We start from the raw sequence: 16115 nt of genomic DNA, 5'->3' as shown, positions 1-16115 counted from the left end.
CTTACTTGATCTGGGCGGTGATGGTCGCGGTACCGACGAGCAGGCCGGCCTTGACGGCGTCGGTCTTGAAGGTCTGGTTCAGCAGGCCCGCAGCGTCCGAGGACACGTGCACGGTGGTGCCGGTCAGGATCGCGTTGTCACCCTCGAGCTGCAGCGGCTTCAGCGTGCCACCGTGCAGCGAGAACAGGTACGCGTTCGACGCGGCGACCTGACCGTTGACCAGGACGTCACCGTAGAGCTTGGACGAGCCCGGGTTCACGACGAAGTTCTCCAGCGTCACCGTGGTGTCGCCGGCCTTGAGGGTCAGGCCCGAGTCGTCGTGGTTCAGCAGACCCTGCACGTAGGGACGGTAGTTACCGTCCGGCGACCAGTACGTGACCGAACCGGCGGTGATCGGGAACGACACCGACCCGTTCTCGAGCTTTGCGTTGCCGGACACGCCCGGGGTCAGCCCCAGCGAGGTCAGCGCGTCGGTGAAGCCCGAGTCGAGCGCGACCGCGGTGTTGCCACCCTTGACCTCCGGCACCGACGCGACCGGCGCCGGGATCTTCGAGTCGGACGAGGACGACACCGTCTGCACGTTCGGGGTCGCAGCGTTCGCGGTGCTGATGCCGAACGCGGCACCACCGAGGACGAGGGCGCCGGTGGTGGCGAGGGTGATCGAGGTCTTCATGGACTTGCGCATGATGGTTCCTTCCGTTGTCGCGCTCGGCGCGATTCCCTGAGTGCGCGCCGAACACACCCCGCATCGGGGTGGAGAACCAGCTACCTGCGGCTGGTGAGCGCTCCGGGTGTTTCCCGGTTGATGCAAGGGATTCGGGACCCTCCGCGAAAGGGTTTGGACGAGTTCGGAGTCGTTATCTCTCCGTTACAAACTCGGGGGACGAGCTGCTCCGCCGCCCCGCAGCGGTACGCTCCGACCGTGCCCGAGATCATGGAGGTCCGCGACGTGCTCGCGGTGATCCGACCGGCCGTGCTCGCGATGCTGCACCCGCACGAAGCTGTCACACTGCAGCTGTTCCTCATCGAGGCGGGGGACAGCAGCTGGACGCCGCTGCAGGACGACGACGTCGTGATCGACACCAGCGCGATGGCGCGGTGGGAGATCCTGGGCGAGGACGGCGGCTCGAGCTCGCTGTGGATCGAGGGCGGCGCGGAACAGCTCGTCGCCGACGTGCAGAGCGACCTGCAGGACTTCATCGCCGAGAGCGGATTCGCTTGGGGTGAGCTCCGCCCGCTGCCGCCTCGTTGACCGCGCAGCCTCGCTGACCGCTGCCGCTCGCCTGCTCCGCCCGGGTGGCAGTGGAGGGGCCCCCGCGTACCGTGCGCCGCATGAGCGACCAGCAGCACGAGAACACCCCGACCGACGGCTCGACGGACGCCCCCGAGCGCGAATTCCAGCGCACCGAGGACCTGCCCGACGGTTCGTCCACCGGCAACGCCACCGAGGACCCGGACCAGGACAGCGACGTCGACTCCGGCGGCGAGCCCGAGTCGCCGGACAACGAGCAGGTCTGAGTCGTCCGGCCCGAGCCCTCGCGCTCGGGCCGCTCCGACCAGCACCTGACAAGCTCGGAGCATGCAGCACCGCTCCCCCGTCGTCATCGCCGGCTGCGGCGACCTCGGCACCGAGGCCGGCCTCCGCTTCGCGGCGCTCGGTCACCCGGTCACCGGGCTCCGTCGTCGCGCCGAACTGGTCCCGTCCCCGATCACGGGTCGGAGCGTCGACCTCCGGCGCGAGGTGCCGTCGATCGACGCGGACACGGTCGTCGTCGTGGTGGCGTTCGCCGCCGGCTCCCGCGACGTCGACGAGTACCGCGCGACCTACGTCGACGGCCTGCGGAACGTGCTCGACGGCATCGACGCGTCCGGCGCATCGCCGCGCGTGATCGTCGTGTCCTCGACCGCGGTGTACGACGTCGAGGACGGCAGCGAGGTCACGGAGGAGACCCCGGCGCGCGCGGGCACCCCGACCGCGGGTGTCCTGCTCGAGGCCGAGGCACTACTGCGCGACCGGGCACCCGGCGCCGTGCTCGTCCGGCTCTCCGGCATCTACGGGCCGGGGCGCGAGCGACTGATCGACCAGCTCCGATCCGGGCAGGCCAGGCTGTCGTCCGGCACCTCGCCGCACACGAACCGCATCCACCGGGACGATGCCGCGGCAGCACTCGTGCACCTGGCGGGCATCGACGATCCCGCACCGACGTACCTCGGCACCGACGACGAACCGGTCCGGCTGGACGACGTCCTGACGTTCCTGGCCGACGAGCTCGGCGTCGAGCGACCGCCGGCCGCGGAGCCCGAGGGTCGGCAGGCCGGCGGCGACAAGCGGCTCTCGAACGCCCTGCTCCGTTCGACCGGCTGGGAGCCGCACTACCCCACGTTCCGCGAGGGCTACCGCGCGGTGCTGGCCGGCGAGGGCACCCGGCACCCGTAGACCGGCTCGGCTCCGCGGACGCCCCTACGGACGGGATGCGCCGAGCGCTGCGCCCATCTGCACCCTGCGCCCGTACCGGTCGAGGCCGTGCCGCGCCTCGACCTCGAGCAGTGACCGGTGGAAGCGCGTCGCCGGCTCCTCCTCGACGAATCCGGCCGTCGCGTAGAACGGTGCGTTCCAGGGCACGTCCGCGTAGGTGCGGAGGGAGATGCGATCGTGGCCGCGAACACGCGCGCGGTCCTTCGCCGATTCCACGAGCGCTCGCCCGAGGCCCCGCCGCGCCCGCGACGGTCGGACCGAGAGCTGCTCCAGGTGGCAGACACCCTCCACCTCGAGGACGTGCACGAAACCGGCGACCTCGCCGTCGACGTCGGCCACGAGCAGGAAGCCGGGCTCCGAGAGTCGTGCACTGCCGTGTGGAGCCGGAGACCAGACCTCGGGGTGGAGGCGGTCGATCAGCAGCTGGTCGGCATCGTCCTCGATCCGCTGGACGGCGTCCGCGTCGCTCGACCGCGCGGTGCGGATGATCGTCGCCATGCGGCCAGCGTAGGAGGTGCGAGACCGCGCTGACGACGGTCGGGAGGCCCGTGGCTGCTCCACCACGTCCCTCCCGGCCGCCATCGGTCGCGTCAGCGACGCTCAGTGCTCGTCGTAGTGGTCCTCGTGACGCGCGTGGCGGTGACCGTCGTGCACGAAGTCGACGTGGTCGCCGTGCTCGACGGTCTCGTGCTCGCCGCCGTCCTGCTCGTGGTCGTGGTCAGCGACGTCGTGCTCGGCGACGCGGTGCTCCTCGGCCTCGGCGGCAGGGGTGGTGTTCGGGTCCGACATGGTTCCTCCTCGTGAGATCGGTTCTCACCTGGAGCCTACGTCTCCGCGTCGATGCTGTCCGGGGCGCCAGCGTGACCCACTCCTCGTCCTGCACGTACCCGAGCACGGCGTTCGCTCGCTGGATCGCGACGTTTTCGGCGGATCCTCCCGTGCGGAAGCGCCGCACACCCTCGCGCTGCAACGCCAGGACTGACCAGACCTTGAGCGCCGTGCCGATCCCCCGACCGCGGTGCGACGGGTGGACCACGGTGAAGTCTGTCTCGGCGTCGGCTCCGTCGACCTCGACGGAGGTCATCGCGACGAGCGACCCGTCGGCAGCGAACGCTCCGGAGGCGCGGCGGCCCGCGGTGGGGGTCGCCGCGTCGTTGTCCAGTTGTTCGTGCCGGGGCGCGACGCCGCCCGGGTAGTCGTCCGCCAGCCGACTTGTCCCTTTGCCACCCAACGCGCCTGGAAGACGGCTGTGGACACGTTGTTCGGCATCGCGGAGCAGCCTTGCCGACTGGCGCCCAGCTCACCTCTCCTGCGTCAGGAGGCGCCCGAATGGCTACGTGAACTGAGATGGTTCGCGGACCACCCATGTGAGACGGGGCTCGCTCCAGAGCCCAGCCGTCAGAATCCGAAGCCCTCGCAAGTACCCCGGTACCCGCTGGTGGACCGGCTATCGATACGGTCGATCAGTGCAGGATTGCGTCGAGAAGAACTCGAAGCTGTGACTGCTGATCCGGGTCGAGTGCGGTCGTCAGGGGTTCGAGCGCCTCGCGCATCGATGTTTCGAGGCGGCGTGCGACCCGTGCGCCATCGTCGGTGATCAGGACATCGACCGCCCGAGCATCGTCCGGGTTCGCCTGCCGACTCAGGAGCCCCTTCGCGGACGCTCGAGCGACCAGGCCGGTCATGGTCGAGCGTTCGAGCCCGAGGTACTGCGCCAACTCCCCGATCCGAACGCGGCGGTCCCGCAGGATCGCCAGCACCCGGAGCTGGGTCAACGACACGCCCTCGTCGGCAGCGATCTCGGTCAACACTCCCATCGTGCGGAACGACAGCTCCCCGATTGCATCCACGAGCCGACTCACCTCGTCGTCTTGATCCACGTCGTGATCCTACTTGACGCAGTTCGCGTTACGAACTACTTTGTTCGTAACACGAAGCAATTGGAGGATTCATGTACGCAGCGGTCGTCGAGCAGTTCGGTCAAGCACCGGTCTGGCAGCAGTTCCCCGAGCCCGAGCCGGCTCCCGGCGAGGTCATCGTCGATGTCGTGGCCGCGGGCCTGCACCCGCGAGTCCGGTCGCAGGCAGCCGGCTCGCACTACATGAGCGAAGGCGCCCTCCCACTGATCCCGGGCGTCGACGCGATCGGCCGGTTCCCGGACGGGTCGCTGCGCTACTTCGTCGCGTCGAGCGACACCCGGGGCACGATGGCAGAACGCGTCGCCGCGGATCCTCGAGCCAGCATTGTCCTCCCGGACGGCGCGGACCCGGTCGCCGTGGCAGCGGGAGCGAATCCGGTGATGTCGTCCTGGGTTGCGCTTCGTCGCCGGATCGACTTCGCACCCGGGAGCCGAGTGCTGGTCCTCGGTGCGACGGGTGCGTCGGGGAATGCTGCCGTCCAGGTGGCGCGGCACCTCGGCGCTTCGTCCGTCATCGCCAGCGGTCGCAATGCCACGCGCCTCGAGCAGTTGCGCGGACTCGGAGCGGACACCGTGATCTCCCTCACCGACCCGGACGCGGTGGGAGAGGCGGCGGCGGATGTCGATGCTGTCGTCGACTACGTCTGGGGGCGGCCAGCAGCTGACGTGATGCGTTCCCTCGTCACGGCCCGGCAGGATCGAGGTCGTCGACTTGATTGGATCGCGATCGGCTCGACCGCCGGCCAGGAAGCCCCGGTCCCGTCCGCGGCCCTTCGGGCGTCAGGGCTGCGGATCGTCGGCAGCGGGCAGGGCTCCGTCGGACGTGCCGCGTTCATCGAAGAACTGCCAGGCATCGTCGCAGCCATCGCGGACAAGACGGTGAGCATCGACGTGCAGCCTGCACCGCTCGATGACGTCGAAGCTCTCTGGGCCGGCCGCGCTCCGACCTCGGGTCGTGTCGTGTTCACGGCGGCCGACCGGTAGAGGATGGGCTATCGGACGCCCGATCGCGGTCAGCTAGCTTCAGAGCCATGAGATCCCGCGGCGCCTTGCGACGAGCGTCCTCCAAGCACGTCGCGAGACCCTGGTCACGATCAGAGCGCTCAAGAGTCATGAAGAGCAGAGCGAATGACGAAGCTCCGGACTGGTGGCCGCGGAGCGCACTTTGGATCTGGCGGTGGATCTTCCGTCCCCTCGGGAGGACCCTGAGTGCCATCGCTGATGGGATTTGAGCGCTCGTCTCGTTTGACGAACATTCCGTGGCGACCGTCACGACGTCCGGCAGAGGATCCTCCACCGGTCAAGTTCTCAGGTCCTCATCGTGGATGGCGATGAAGGCAGCGTGGGCTCGGGGATTTGTCGCAGCTACCGGGGACCGGTAGGTGCGGGATCCCGAGCGATCCCCCGGATGGATCACGGTGACCGAGAACGGCGCACCGAGTTCCTTCGCGAGAGCCTGCGCGAGACGTTCTCCCTCGCGCTCGAAGTCATGCCGGACGTTCGAACGGACCGCGTACTGCTCGAGCGGGTCTTCCGCGTCGTAGTACCAATCGTCGAACACCTGTAGGTCGCGCTCGAGATCCGGCGACACATGCATCTCGTCGTAGTCGCGGGGACCGCCGTACCACACCGGGGATGCGCCGTGATCGACGAAGACGCGGACGACCCACTCGTCGCTCTCACGCATCGACTTCCTCCTCACCGTGACATTCTGCAAGCAACGCCCACTGTTGTTCAGTGATGCACGCGAGGCCCAATCGGCTACGGACGGGAGCGGGTGCTCCTGATGCTGTCGCTTCCTGCACCGACTGATCAGGGCTTGTAGTCCTCGAACTCCCAGTGCCCCAACCGGCTGAGCTTCTCTCCGACCTCGTTCCAGTCCCGTCCCTCCGCCTCAGTGAAGAGCCGGTTGATGAAGGATCGGATCTGCTGCGGGTCCCACTTGGCCACGACGATCATGTGGCGCTCGTGGAGCGGGCCCCACTGGTTCAGCTCCCTCGTCAATGAGAGGGGGCTGCGAACCCGCAGTTGGAAAGACTCTTGTCCCGGCCCGTCCACCGGGCCGGCCATGACGGTGATCCAGATGTCGACGTCGTCTGGATCCTCGAGCACAACGCCCTCGAGGTCTTCACCGTCATTCGTCGAGACGAACCTCACCTGAGCCTTCACGGCGTCACTCTCACGCACGCACCGCCGACACGTGTCCCTGTAGCCAGTCGGCTAGTGGTGGGACGTCCTAATCGCAAGTCGAGCAACCTCGACAACTGCGTCGGACGGCATGTCGGGGTAGTAGTTCTCGCGGAGCTGTTGGGCGAAGAGCTCCATGTCGGTCTCGGGCGGCTGGTGGGCTTGTTCAGCGGTGAGGGTGTCGAGCCGGTACCGGCGCACGGCGATCACGGTGCCGGGGACCGGCCTTGCCGTCGGGTGCTCGTCGAAGACGAACACGGCTGCTCCTACCGGTACGTCCTCGTTCCACCGAACGGTGGTGACCTTCTCGCCGGACATGATCGCCTCATGGTGCTTGCGGTGGAAGTGGATCGTGTTGGGTGTGGCACTGACCATGCATCCACTCTGCCGCAGCGGGACAGGGCAACGATCGTGGTGCCGATTCCGCTGGCGGTCCGACTACCGAGGCTGACACCGTCCGCTGACAGACCGGTCATCGAGACGCTGTTGCGTCCGGTTCAGGTTGTGAAGAAGGCGCGGAGCGCGGCGCCGATCTGCGGGTGGTGTTCGGGTCCGACATGGTCCCTCCTCGTGTGATCGATTCTCACCTCGGAGCCGACGTCGCCGCCTCGGCGCTGTCCGGGGGCGCCAGCGTGACCCACTCCTCGTCCTGCACGTACCCGAGCACGGCGTTCGCTCGCTGGATCGCGACGTTTTCGGCGGATCCTCCCGTGCGGAAGCGCCGCACACCCTTGCGCTGAAACGCCAGGACCGACCAGGCCTTGAGCGCCGTGCCGATCCCCCGACCGCGGTGCATCGGGTGGACCACGGTGAAGTCCGTCTCGGCGTCGGCTCTGTCGACCTCGACGTGGGTCATCGCGACGAGCGACCCGTCGGCAGCGAACGCTCCGGAGGCGCGGCGGCCCGCGGTGGGGGTGGCCGCGTCGCGGCCCATCTGTTCGTGCCGGGTCGCGACGCTGCCCGGGTAGTCGTCCGCCGTCAGTCGGTCGAGGGCGAGCACCGCGTCGACGTCGTGGGCTCCGAGCGGGCGGAACACGAGTGCCGGATCGATCGCGGACACGAGCGCGGTCAGCCGGCCGACGTCAAGACGCTCGGCATCGAGTTGCGCACCGAACGACCGAGCGCTGACCGACCACCCCTCGCGCTCGAGGCGTTCCCGCCGCGGATCCCCGGCCTGCACGACGACGACGTTCCCCACGGCCCGATCATGACATGCACCCCGGCCGGACCACAGCGGCGGCGCCCACGATGTGTCGGGCTCAGTGCCAGCGGTGGTCCTGGATCGTCATCCGCGGACCGAACGCCGGCTTCCGGAAGCCCGAGCCGCCGATCAGCCGGACGACCCGCTCGCGGTGCCCGCGCCAGGGCTCGAGCAGTTCGAGCATCCCGTCGTCGTCCACCGGGCCGCCGGTCAGTGCCCACCCCACGAGTGCCGGCACGTGGTAGTCCCCGACGCTCGGCGCGTCCGGGTCCCCGTGCGCCCGCTGCGCCGTCTCGGCGGCGGTCCACTGCCCGATGCCCGGGACGGACTGCAGCCGCTGCGACACGACCGTGCCACCGCGACCGAGCGTCAGCGTCCGCTCGAGCGCCGGCGCGACCTTGACCGCCCGCATCACCGTCGCCGAACGCCCGGGCTCGATGCCGGCCCGGTGCCACTCCCAGCTCGGGATCCGCGCCCACTGCTCCGGGGCCGGCGGGACGAACATCTCCACGGGCACCGGACCGGGCGCCGGCTCACCGAAGCGCCGGAGCAGGTACCGCCACGCGCGCCAGGCCTGCCGCGAGGTCACCTTCTGCTCCATGATCGCCGGCACGAGCATCGCCACGACGGTGTTCGTCCGGAGCAGGCGCAACCCCGGCTGGCGGTGTCGCGCCTCGGCCAGGAAGGCATGGGCGCTGACGTCGAGGCCGGACCAGTCGTCGCCGCGCCCGAGCAGGTCCGGCGCGTGGGTCACCGCCCACGCGGCGCCGTCACCCCACGCGGAGACCGCGATCGCGTCGGTACCCGCCCGGCGGACCAGCACCGAGGCCGCTCCGGCCGGCGTTCGCAGCGCGAGCCACGTGTCGGACCCGACCACCTGGAAGGCGGGGTCGCCGGAGCCGCGCTGCAGGGGCCGGAGGGTCGCGCGGACGTCCACCGCGCCTCCCGGCCGGTACACGGTGTCCACGCGGCCGACCCCAGCGGACGCGCCGGACGCCCCCGACCGCCGACCGGACGCACCGGGTCGAGCGGTGGCGGAGGAGGACGGCAGGGACACACGGGGATGGTAATGCCACACCACCGTCAGACATGATGGGGAGGTCCCCGCAACCCGACGACGTTGGAGTCTCCGTGCGCATCGGCATCCTCACCTCCGGAGGCGACTGCCCCGGCCTCAACGCGGTCATCCGCGGCATCGTGCTCAAGGGCATCGCGATCCACGGACACGAGTTCGTCGGGTTCCGCGACGGCTGGCGGGGCGTCGTCGACGGGGACATCGTGCCCCTCGGCCGCAAGGACATCCAGGGCATCGCCAAGCAGGGCGGCACGATCCTCGGGACGAGCCGCACCAACCCCTTCGAGGGGCCGAACGGTGGCGTCGAGAACATCACGAAGACCCTCGAACGGCACGGCATCGACGCCATCGTCGCGATCGGCGGCGAGGGCACCCTGGCCGCCGCGAAGCGCCTGACCGACGCCGGCCTGAAGATCGTCGGCGTGCCGAAGACCGTCGACAACGACCTCGGCGCCACCGACTACACGTTCGGCTTCGACACCGCGGTGGCCATCGCGACCGAGGCCATGGACCGACTCCGCACCACCGGCGAGTCCCACTCGCGCTGCATGGTCGCCGAGGTCATGGGCCGGCACGTGGGCTGGATCGCGCTGCACTCCGGCATGGCCGCGGGCGCGCACGCCATCCTCATCCCCGAGCAGAAGACGAGCATGGAGCAGATCGCAGCGTGGGTGCGTGCCGCCTACGACCGCGGCCGGGCACCGCTCGTGGTCGTCGCCGAGGGCTTCGTCCCGGACCACGAGGACAACGCGCACACCGAGCGCGGCCTCGACGCCTTCGGTCGTCCGCGGCTGGGCGGGATCGGGGAGCGCCTGGCGCCGATGATCGAGGAGATGACGGGCATCGAGACGCGCGCCACGACCCTCGGGCACATCCAGCGCGGCGGGACACCGACCGCGTACGACCGGGTGCTGTCGACGCGGCTCGGGCTCGCGGCGATCGACTCCGTGGTCGAGGGGCGGTGGGGCCGGATGGTCGCGCTCCAGGGCACGGAGATCGTGCACGTGTCGTTCGAGGACGCCCTGGGCGAGCTGAAGACGGTGCCGCAGGCGCGCTACGACGAGGCCGCCATCATGTTCGGCTGACGCGGCGGCGCCGTCCCGCGCGTAGGAGGCCGTTCCGCGCGTAGGAAGCAGTTCCGCGCGTAGGAAGCAGTTCCGCGCGTAGGAAGCCGTTCCTTCCTGCTCACCATGCGCGGATCGTCATTCCATCCTTCGTGCGATGGGTCGGAACGACGGCCGGGAGGCACGGGGTAGCGTCCGACGCATGACGCGCGCAGTCCTCGTCTCCCGTTCCGCCCCGCCCGCGATCACGCAGGTCGACCTCCCCGACCCCGCCGAGGGCGAGGCCCTCGTCGACGTCACGTACTCGAGCGTCAACTACAAGGACGGGCTCGCCCTGGCGGGCAACCCCGGCGTCGCCCGGATCGACCCGCTCGTCCCGGGCATCGACGCCGTCGGCACGGTGTCGGCGCTGGGTCCGGGGGTGCACGACGTCGCGATCGGCGACCGGGTGGTCTGCAACGGCGCCGGCCTCGGCGAGACGCGGCACGGCGGGTGGGCGGAGCACGCGGTGGTGCCGAGCGGGTCCCTCGTCGTGCTGCCCGACAGGGTCGAGGACTCCTTCGCGGCGGCGATCGGCACGGCCGGGTTCACCGCGATGCTGTCCGTGCTCGCCCTCGAGCGCACGGTGTCCCCCGACGACGGTCCGGTGCTCGTGACCGGGGCGTCCGGCGGTGTCGGCACGGTGGCGATCGCCCTGCTCGCCGCCCGCGGGTACCGCGTGACCGCCTCGACCGGGCGACGGTCGAACGAGGCCTCGCTCCGGACCCTCGGCGCATCCGACGTGGTCGACCGTGCGACGCTCGCCGAGCTCGGCAAGCCGCTGCAGCGCGCGACCTGGGCCGGAGCGGTCGACAGCGTCGGCGGCGCGACCCTGGCGAACGTGCTCGCCGCGACGAAGTGGGGTGGGGCGGTCACGGCGTGCGGGCTCGCGCAGGACTCCGCGCTGCCGACGTCGGTGATGCCGTTCATCCTCCGCGCGGTGTCGCTGCTCGGCATCAACTCGGTCGAGGCGCCCCTGCCGCTGCGCCAGCGGGCGTGGGAGCGACTCGCCACCGACCTCGACCCGGCGCTGCTCGCCGACGTCACGCGCACGGTCGACCTCGAGCACGCGATCGCGGTCGGTGCCGAGGTGGTGGCCGGTCGCGTGCACGGCCGGACGGTGGTCGACCTGCGACGCTGAGGCGTTTCCCTTTCAGGTGATTTCCCGAACGCTTGCCAACTGACACGCTAGGTTTGGCACACGGAACACCCGAACCTGTGAGGAGCAGCCATGCCGGTACCCAAGTCGTCGGTCGAGTCGTCCCCCCGGAAGCTCCTGCGCGACGTCGTGCTCGAGAAGATGCTCGCCGCGATCCAGGACGGCACGCTGCAGGCCGGCGAACGCCTCAACGACGACGAGCTCGTCGCGTGGCTCGGGGTCAGTCGCACGCCGATCCGCGAGGCCATCGCGAAGCTCGTCGACTACGGCCTCGTCGAGATGGAGGCGAACCGGTACACCCGCGTCGCCTCCCCCACGCGTGAGCAGTACGACGACGCGTTCCAGCTGCTCTTCGGCTTCGCCGAGCTCGCCGCCCGCTGGGCCGTGCCGAACCTCGACGACGCCGCGCTCAAGCAGCTCGGCAAGCTCCTCGACCAGGCCCGCAAGCACGCGGACGCCGAGGACCGCGCCCTGAACGACGACGTCGACGCGCTCATCGCGTTCCTCGTCGCGCACTCGGGCAACGAGCTGCTCGTCAAGACGGCCGAGGGCATCGTCAACCGCGCGAAGTTCGTCCGCATCGGGCAGCCGGAGTTCGTGTTCTGGGACGTCAAGCACGGGCTCGACTCGTTCCGCGCAGCCGCGAAGGGGCGCGACGGCGAGGCCGCCGGTGCCGTGATCCGCAGCATGTCCCGCGCGATGGCCGAGCACCTGACGGAGATGCGCGCCGCGCACGCGAACGCCGACGCGCCCGCCTCCGCCTGACACCGACGGGACGGGGCACCCGACCGGGCAGACTGGTCGGGTGACCGACGTCCTGCTCCGCGCCGAAGCCCTCCGTGTGACCCGCTCCGGACGGGACCTGCTGCGCGACGTCTCGCTGACGGTGCGCAGCGGGGAGCACTGGGCACTGCTCGGGCCGAACGGCGCCGGCAAGTCGACGCTGCTCGCCGTCCTCGGCGCGAACGGGCACCCCACCGCGGGCACGGTCGAGCTGCTCGGCCGACGACTCGGGCGGGTGGATGTCCGGGAGCTCCGCGAGCACATCGGGCACGTCGACCCGCGACACCGCATGCTGTCGCCGCTGACGGTGCTCGAGACCGTGCTCACCGGGCTGACCGGCACGACCGACCTCATGATGCGGTGGGAGCCGACGCCGGAGCAGCTCGACACCGCGCGTCGGCTCGTCGCCGACGTCGGGCTGGAGGCGCGGGTCGACTCCCGCTGGCCGGTGCTGTCCCAGGGAGAGCGGGGACGGGCCCTCATCGCCCGCGCGCTCATGAGCGAGCCGCGCCTGCTGCTCCTCGACGAGCCGGCGACCGGCCTCGACGTCGCCGCACGCGAGCACCTGCTCGAGACCGTCGACGCCCTGCGGCAGCGCCACCCGGACCTCGGCAGCGTGATGGTGACGCACCACCTCGAGGACCTGCCGGCGTCGACGTCGCACGCGATGCTGCTGCGCGACGGCGCCGTGGTCGCTCAGGGCCCGGCCGACCAGGTCGTCATGTCCGAGGCGGTGTCGCACGCCTTCGCGTTCCCGCTGGCGATCGAGCGGACCGGGGGCCGCTGGCACGCACGCCGAGCGCGGTAGCCGCCACGAGCCTCCCGGCCGACCGGTCCCCGACCCATTCGCAGAACGCAACGTCGGCGGCCCCGCGCAGCGCTGTACCGCTGCGAGGAACCGCCGACGTTGCGTCTTGCGGAACGGGAGGGAGCCGGCGCGCTACGCCGTGGCGGCCGCCGCCGCCCGCGCTGCCGCGGGCAGCGCGTCGAGCACGCGTCCGACGGCCTCGTCGTCGTGCGCCGCCGTGACGAACCACGCCTCGAACACGCTCGGCGGCAGGGTCACGCCCTGGTCGAGCATGCTGTGGAAGAACGGCGCGTAGCGGAAGGCCTCCTGCGCGCGGACGTCGTCGTAGTTCCGCGGTGCCTGCTCCACGAACGCGAACGAGAACAGGTTCCCGGCGTGCTGCACGGTGTGCGCCACGCCCTCGGCCGACAGCGCGGCGCTCGTGGCGTCCGCGATCGTCGCCGCCGTGCGGTCCAGGTGCGCGTACACGTCCGGTGTCGCCGCACGGAGCGTCGCGGTGCCGGCGGCGACCGCGAGCGGGTTCCCGGACAGCGTGCCCGCCTGGTAGACCGGCCCGAGCGGGGCGAGGAAGTCCATGACCTCGCGCCGACCGCCGAGCGCGGCGAGGGGCATGCCGCCGCCGATGACCTTGCCGAACGTGACGAGGTCGGGCTTCCAGCCGGTGCCCTCGGGGACGGTTCCGGCTGCTTCGAGGCCCCACCACCCGGCCGGGCCGACGCGGAAGCCGGTAAGGACCTCGTCGACGATGAGCAGCGCGCCCTGCGCCCGGGTGATCTCGGCGAGCGCACGGTTGAACCCGGGCTCCGGAGCGAGCACCCCCATGTTCGCCGCGGCGGACTCGACGATCACGGCGGCGATGCGCTCGGAGTGCTCGTCGAACGCGGCGCGGACGGCGTCGAGGTCGTTGTACGGCAGCACCAGGGTCTGCGCGGCGGTCTCGGCGGTGATGCCCGCGCTGCCCGGCAGCGCGAGCGTCGCGACGCCCGAGCCGGCCTCGGCGAGCAGCGAGTCGGAGTGACCGTGGTAGTGCCCGGCGAACTTCACGAGGAGGTCGCGACCGGTGTACCCGCGGGCCAGGCGGATGGCGGTCATCGTGGCCTCGGTGCCGGTGGACACCATGCGGAGCTTCTCGATCGGCCCGTCGCCGTCGACCTGCACGCGCTCCTTCACGAGCTCGGCGAGCTCCGTTTCGCCCGGGGTGGACGCCCCGAACGAGAGGCCGCGCGACGCCGCCTGCTGCACGGCCTCGACGGTGCCCGGATGTGCGTGCCCGAGGATCGCGGGACCCCACGACGCGACGAGGTCGACGTACTGCCGGCCCTCGGCGTCGGTCACGTACGGCCCGGAGGCGGACGTCAGGAAGCGCGGGGTGCCGCCGACGGAGCCGTACGCGCGGACGGGCGAGTTCACGCCGCCGGGGATGCTGTCCTTCGCTCGGCCGAACAGCTCGTCGTTCGACAACGGAGCGGTGCCGGTGGGGGCGGTCGTGGTCATTCGGGGGCCTTCCCGGTCGTGGCGACGCCGGACACCGCCGCGGTGCTGCCGGACGTGCGCAGGCCGGCCTCCTGGTTGAGCTTCCTCGCGATGTCGACCGCGAAGTAGGTCAGGATCGCGTCCGCACCGGCACGCTTGATGCCGACCAGGGCCTCCATCGCGGCGGCGTCACGGTCGATCCAGCCGTTCTGGGCGGCGGCCGTGATCATCGCGTACTCCCCGGAGATCTGGTACGCCCAGACGGGGACCTCGGAGACGTCGGCGGTACGGGCGAGCACGTCGAGGTAGCTCATCGCCGGCTTCACCATGACGATGTCGGCGCCCTCCTCGATGTCCAGCAGCACCTCGCGCAGCCCCTGACGGCCGTCCGCGGCGTCGATCTGGTACGTCCGACGGTCACCCTGGAGCGTCGAGGCGACGGCCTCGCGGAAGGGGCCGTAGAACGCCGACGCGTACTTCGCCGAGTACGCCAGCAGTGCGGTACCGCTGTGTCCGGCGGTGTCGAGGGCGTCGCGGGCGGCGGCGATCTGGCCGTCCATCATGCCGCTCATGCAGACCAGCTCTGCGCCGGCCTCGGCCTGGGCGACCGCCATGTCGCGGTAGCGCAGGAGCGTGGCGTCGTTGTCCACCGAGCCGTCGGCAGCGAGCACGCCGCAGTGGCCGTGGTCGGTGAACTCGTCGAGGCACAGGTCGGACTGCACGACGAGCGCGTCGCCGACCTCTTCCTTCGCCACGCGGATCGCGACGTTGAGGATGCCGTCCGGGTCGGTCGCGCCGGACCCCTCGGCGTCCTTCGACGTCGGGACGCCGAACAGGTTCACACCGCCGACGCCCTGCTCCGCCGCCTCGTTCAGGGCGCGGCGGAACGAGTCGAGCGAGTGCTGCTGCACGCCCGGCATGCTCGAGATGTCGATCGCGTCGGTGGCGCCCTCGCGGATGAACATCGGCAGCACGAGCTCGGCGGGGTGGATCCGCGTCTCGGCGACGAGGCGTCGCATCGCCGGGGTGGCGCGCAGCCGACGGGGGCGGACCTGGGGGAAGCGTCCGGTCACGATGACCTTCCTGTTCTGGGGTTCGGGTGGAGGGTCTCGACGACGGCGTCGAGCAGGGCTTCGGCGGACCGGCCGGCGGCCACGACGTGCACGGGGAGTCCCGCGGCACGGGCGGCGTCAGCGGTGGACGGTCCGATGCACGCGACGTGCGTGCGCGGGTCGAGCGGGGCCATCCGCGCTGCGACCTGTCGGGCGACGCTCCCGCTCGTCACGAGCACGGCGTCCGGAGGGGGGTCGAGGACGATCGGGTCGTCACCCGTCCCCACGGTACGGTACGCCACGACCTCCGACACGGCGATGCCGCGGGCGCGCAACCGGTCGACGAGGGTGGTCGCGGCGATCTCGGAGCGTGGGAACAGGACGGTCCCCACCTCCGACGGCAGGGCGTCGGCCAGTCCGGCTGCGGACTGGTCGTCGGGCACGAGGTCGACGGGCCAGCCCGCCTCGCGCGCGGCACGGGCGGTCGCGTCGCCGACGCAGGCGACACGGACCCCGGCCGGGAGGCGCGGAACGCGTCCGGCGACCACGCGCACGGCCGTCGCACTGGTCACCACGAGCCAGGGGGCTCCGGAGCCGGCCCCGTCGGGACGCGCGCCGTCCTCGGGGGTCGCGTCGCGCCTCCCGACCGGTGCGTCGTCGACGGACGGGCCCGTCGCGTCGTCGGCGGACGAGCCTGCTGCGCCGTCGGCGGACGAGCCTGCTGCGCCGTCGGCGGACGGGCTTGCTACGCCGTCGGCGGACGAGCCCGCCGCGTCGGCGAACCGCGCGAGTGCCGCGTCGAGCGCCGCCGGGTCGGCGGGTGGGGCGTCCGTGATGAGCGGGACGACGACGGGCTCGAGCCCGCGCTCCCGGGCCGCCG

21 protein-coding genes are annotated in these 16115 nt (G+C 71.3%); 8 read left to right on the top strand and 13 right to left on the bottom strand.

Translation table 11 applies throughout. The annotated features are described in order from the left end of the window. Nucleotide 1 precedes the first annotated feature (1 nt). Nucleotides 2-685 (bottom strand): ABC transporter substrate-binding protein, encoded by a 684-nt coding sequence (locus tag QUG98_RS06140; protein WP_289469730.1) that lies wholly within the window; start codon nt 683-685, stop codon nt 2-4. A 237-nt stretch (nt 686-922) separates the two neighbouring features. Between QUG98_RS06140 and QUG98_RS06135 the strand changes: the two genes are divergently transcribed. From QUG98_RS06135 to QUG98_RS06125, 3 genes are all read left to right on the top strand, one after another. Then, entirely contained in the window at nt 923-1252 is a 330-nt protein-coding gene (locus tag QUG98_RS06135) for a hypothetical protein (RefSeq protein ID WP_289469729.1), read from the top strand. An 80-nt stretch (nt 1253-1332) separates the two neighbouring features. Beyond that, a complete protein-coding gene (locus tag QUG98_RS06130) occupies nt 1333-1518 on the top strand; it encodes a hypothetical protein (RefSeq protein ID WP_289469728.1) in 186 nt (61 codons plus the stop codon). A 61-nt stretch (nt 1519-1579) separates the two neighbouring features. After that, on the top strand, nt 1580-2437 hold the full coding sequence (locus QUG98_RS06125) for an NAD-dependent epimerase/dehydratase family protein (RefSeq protein WP_289469727.1): 858 nt from the start codon (nt 1580-1582) through the stop codon (nt 2435-2437). Between the two features lie 24 nt (nt 2438-2461). On the opposite strand, the gene QUG98_RS06120 is transcribed toward QUG98_RS06125, so the two are convergent. The 4 genes from QUG98_RS06120 to QUG98_RS06105 form a co-directional block, all read right to left on the bottom strand. Then, on the bottom strand, nt 2462-2974 hold the full coding sequence (locus tag QUG98_RS06120) for a GNAT family N-acetyltransferase (protein ID WP_289469726.1): 513 nt from the start codon (nt 2972-2974) through the stop codon (nt 2462-2464). 102 nt (nt 2975-3076) lie between these two features. Then, a complete protein-coding gene (locus tag QUG98_RS06115) occupies nt 3077-3265 on the bottom strand; it encodes a hypothetical protein (RefSeq protein WP_058750533.1) in 189 nt (62 codons plus the stop codon). Beyond that, a complete protein-coding gene (locus tag QUG98_RS06110; protein WP_289469725.1) occupies nt 3195-3707 on the bottom strand; it encodes a GNAT family N-acetyltransferase in 513 nt (170 codons plus the stop codon). The genes QUG98_RS06115 and QUG98_RS06110 overlap by 71 nt, the downstream gene beginning before the upstream one ends. A 232-nt stretch (nt 3708-3939) precedes the next feature. Next, the gene (locus QUG98_RS06105) at nt 3940-4356 is read right to left on the bottom strand and encodes a MarR family winged helix-turn-helix transcriptional regulator (RefSeq protein WP_289469724.1); all 417 of its coding nucleotides are present in this window, start codon (nt 4354-4356) and stop codon (nt 3940-3942) included. 71 nt (nt 4357-4427) lie between these two features. Between QUG98_RS06105 and QUG98_RS06100 the strand changes: the two genes are divergently transcribed. Beyond that, nucleotides 4428-5378 (top strand): quinone oxidoreductase family protein, encoded by a 951-nt coding sequence (locus tag QUG98_RS06100; RefSeq protein WP_289469723.1) that lies wholly within the window; start codon nt 4428-4430, stop codon nt 5376-5378. A 316-nt stretch (nt 5379-5694) separates the two neighbouring features. Here QUG98_RS06100 and QUG98_RS06095 read toward each other — a convergent pair whose 3' ends face one another. The 5 genes from QUG98_RS06095 to QUG98_RS06075 all read right to left on the bottom strand — a co-directional run bounded on the left by QUG98_RS06095 (nt 5695) and on the right by QUG98_RS06075 (nt 8749). Next, nucleotides 5695-6081 (bottom strand): immunity protein CdiI family protein, encoded by a 387-nt coding sequence (locus QUG98_RS06095; RefSeq protein ID WP_289469722.1) that lies wholly within the window; start codon nt 6079-6081, stop codon nt 5695-5697. A gap of 125 nt (nt 6082-6206) precedes the next feature. Beyond that, entirely contained in the window at nt 6207-6563 is a 357-nt protein-coding gene (locus QUG98_RS06090; RefSeq protein ID WP_289469721.1) for an Imm8 family immunity protein, read from the bottom strand. Between the two features lie 51 nt (nt 6564-6614). Further along, a complete protein-coding gene (locus tag QUG98_RS06085; RefSeq protein ID WP_289469720.1) occupies nt 6615-6956 on the bottom strand; it encodes an ASCH domain-containing protein in 342 nt (113 codons plus the stop codon). A gap of 208 nt (nt 6957-7164) precedes the next feature. Next, nucleotides 7165-7779 carry a GNAT family N-acetyltransferase gene (locus QUG98_RS06080; RefSeq protein WP_289469719.1) on the bottom strand — a complete coding sequence of 205 codons (615 nt, stop codon included), beginning with the start codon at nt 7777-7779 and terminating at the stop codon, nt 7165-7167. Nucleotides 7780-7840: 61 nt separating this feature from the next. After that, nucleotides 7841-8749, bottom strand: coding sequence for a DNA-3-methyladenine glycosylase family protein (locus QUG98_RS06075; RefSeq protein WP_289469718.1), 909 nt, complete (start codon nt 8747-8749; stop codon nt 7841-7843). Nucleotides 8750-8913: 164 nt separating this feature from the next. On the opposite strand from QUG98_RS06075, the gene QUG98_RS06070 reads away from it, so the two are divergent. The 4 genes from QUG98_RS06070 (at nt 8914) to QUG98_RS06055 (ending at nt 12710) form a co-directional block, all read left to right on the top strand. Then, nucleotides 8914-9942, top strand: a complete 1029-nt coding sequence (locus tag QUG98_RS06070) for a 6-phosphofructokinase (RefSeq protein ID WP_289469717.1) — start codon at nt 8914-8916, stop codon at nt 9940-9942. A gap of 181 nt (nt 9943-10123) precedes the next feature. Further along, nucleotides 10124-11101, top strand: a complete 978-nt coding sequence (locus QUG98_RS06065; RefSeq protein ID WP_289469715.1) for an MDR family oxidoreductase — start codon at nt 10124-10126, stop codon at nt 11099-11101. 90 nt (nt 11102-11191) lie between these two features. Beyond that, the gene (locus QUG98_RS06060) at nt 11192-11884 is read left to right on the top strand and encodes a GntR family transcriptional regulator (protein WP_289469714.1); all 693 of its coding nucleotides are present in this window, start codon (nt 11192-11194) and stop codon (nt 11882-11884) included. A gap of 40 nt (nt 11885-11924) precedes the next feature. After that, complete coding sequence (locus QUG98_RS06055) at nt 11925-12710, top strand: ABC transporter ATP-binding protein (RefSeq protein WP_289469713.1); 786 nt, start codon at nt 11925-11927, stop codon at nt 12708-12710. Between the two features lie 132 nt (nt 12711-12842). Here the strand turns inward: QUG98_RS06055 and hemL are convergent, their stop codons facing one another. Genes hemL through QUG98_RS06040 form a run of 3 tightly spaced genes read right to left on the bottom strand, consistent with a single transcriptional unit; the run spans nt 12843 to nt 16071 of the window. Beyond that, a complete protein-coding gene (gene hemL / locus QUG98_RS06050; protein ID WP_289469712.1) occupies nt 12843-14204 on the bottom strand; it encodes a glutamate-1-semialdehyde 2,1-aminomutase in 1362 nt (453 codons plus the stop codon). Then, nucleotides 14201-15256: a porphobilinogen synthase gene (gene hemB / locus QUG98_RS06045; protein ID WP_224442104.1), complete on the bottom strand. Its 1056-nt coding sequence runs from the start codon at nt 15254-15256 to the stop codon at nt 14201-14203. Before hemB ends, hemL begins: the two co-directional genes overlap by 4 nt. Next, nucleotides 15253-16071, bottom strand: coding sequence for a uroporphyrinogen-III synthase (locus QUG98_RS06040; protein WP_353067832.1), 819 nt, complete (start codon nt 16069-16071; stop codon nt 15253-15255). The genes hemB and QUG98_RS06040 overlap by 4 nt, the downstream gene beginning before the upstream one ends. Between the last annotated feature and the right edge of the window lie 44 nt (nt 16072-16115).

The sequence above is a fragment of the Curtobacterium subtropicum genome (assembly GCF_030362975.1).
In the GTDB taxonomy this organism is placed as follows: domain Bacteria; phylum Actinomycetota; class Actinomycetes; order Actinomycetales; family Microbacteriaceae; genus Curtobacterium; species Curtobacterium subtropicum.
The sequence above is the reverse complement of the archived record's forward strand: the minus strand, read 5'-3'. Positions and strand labels throughout refer to the sequence as shown.

Excerpts from the sequence above, each read along its gene's own strand:
- QUG98_RS06060 (WP_289469714.1), top strand. The coding sequence starts at position 11,192 with ATGCCGGTACCCAAGTCGTCGGTCGAGTCGTCCCCCCGGAAGCTCCTG.
- QUG98_RS06095 (WP_289469722.1), bottom strand. The coding sequence starts at position 6,081 with ATGCGTGAGAGCGACGAGTGGGTCGTCCGCGTCTTCGTCGATCACGGC.
- QUG98_RS06065 (WP_289469715.1), top strand. The coding sequence starts at position 10,124 with ATGACGCGCGCAGTCCTCGTCTCCCGTTCCGCCCCGCCCGCGATCACG.
- QUG98_RS06120 (WP_289469726.1), bottom strand. The coding sequence starts at position 2,974 with ATGGCGACGATCATCCGCACCGCGCGGTCGAGCGACGCGGACGCCGTC.
- QUG98_RS06130 (WP_289469728.1), top strand. The coding sequence starts at position 1,333 with ATGAGCGACCAGCAGCACGAGAACACCCCGACCGACGGCTCGACGGAC.
- QUG98_RS06100 (WP_289469723.1), top strand. The coding sequence starts at position 4,428 with ATGTACGCAGCGGTCGTCGAGCAGTTCGGTCAAGCACCGGTCTGGCAG.
- QUG98_RS06125 (WP_289469727.1), top strand. The coding sequence starts at position 1,580 with ATGCAGCACCGCTCCCCCGTCGTCATCGCCGGCTGCGGCGACCTCGGC.
- QUG98_RS06115 (WP_058750533.1), bottom strand. The coding sequence starts at position 3,265 with ATGTCGGACCCGAACACCACCCCTGCCGCCGAGGCCGAGGAGCACCGC.
- hemL (WP_289469712.1), bottom strand. The coding sequence starts at position 14,204 with ATGACCACGACCGCCCCCACCGGCACCGCTCCGTTGTCGAACGACGAG.
- QUG98_RS06085 (WP_289469720.1), bottom strand. The coding sequence starts at position 6,956 with ATGGTCAGTGCCACACCCAACACGATCCACTTCCACCGCAAGCACCAT.
- QUG98_RS06140 (WP_289469730.1), bottom strand. The coding sequence starts at position 685 with ATGCGCAAGTCCATGAAGACCTCGATCACCCTCGCCACCACCGGCGCC.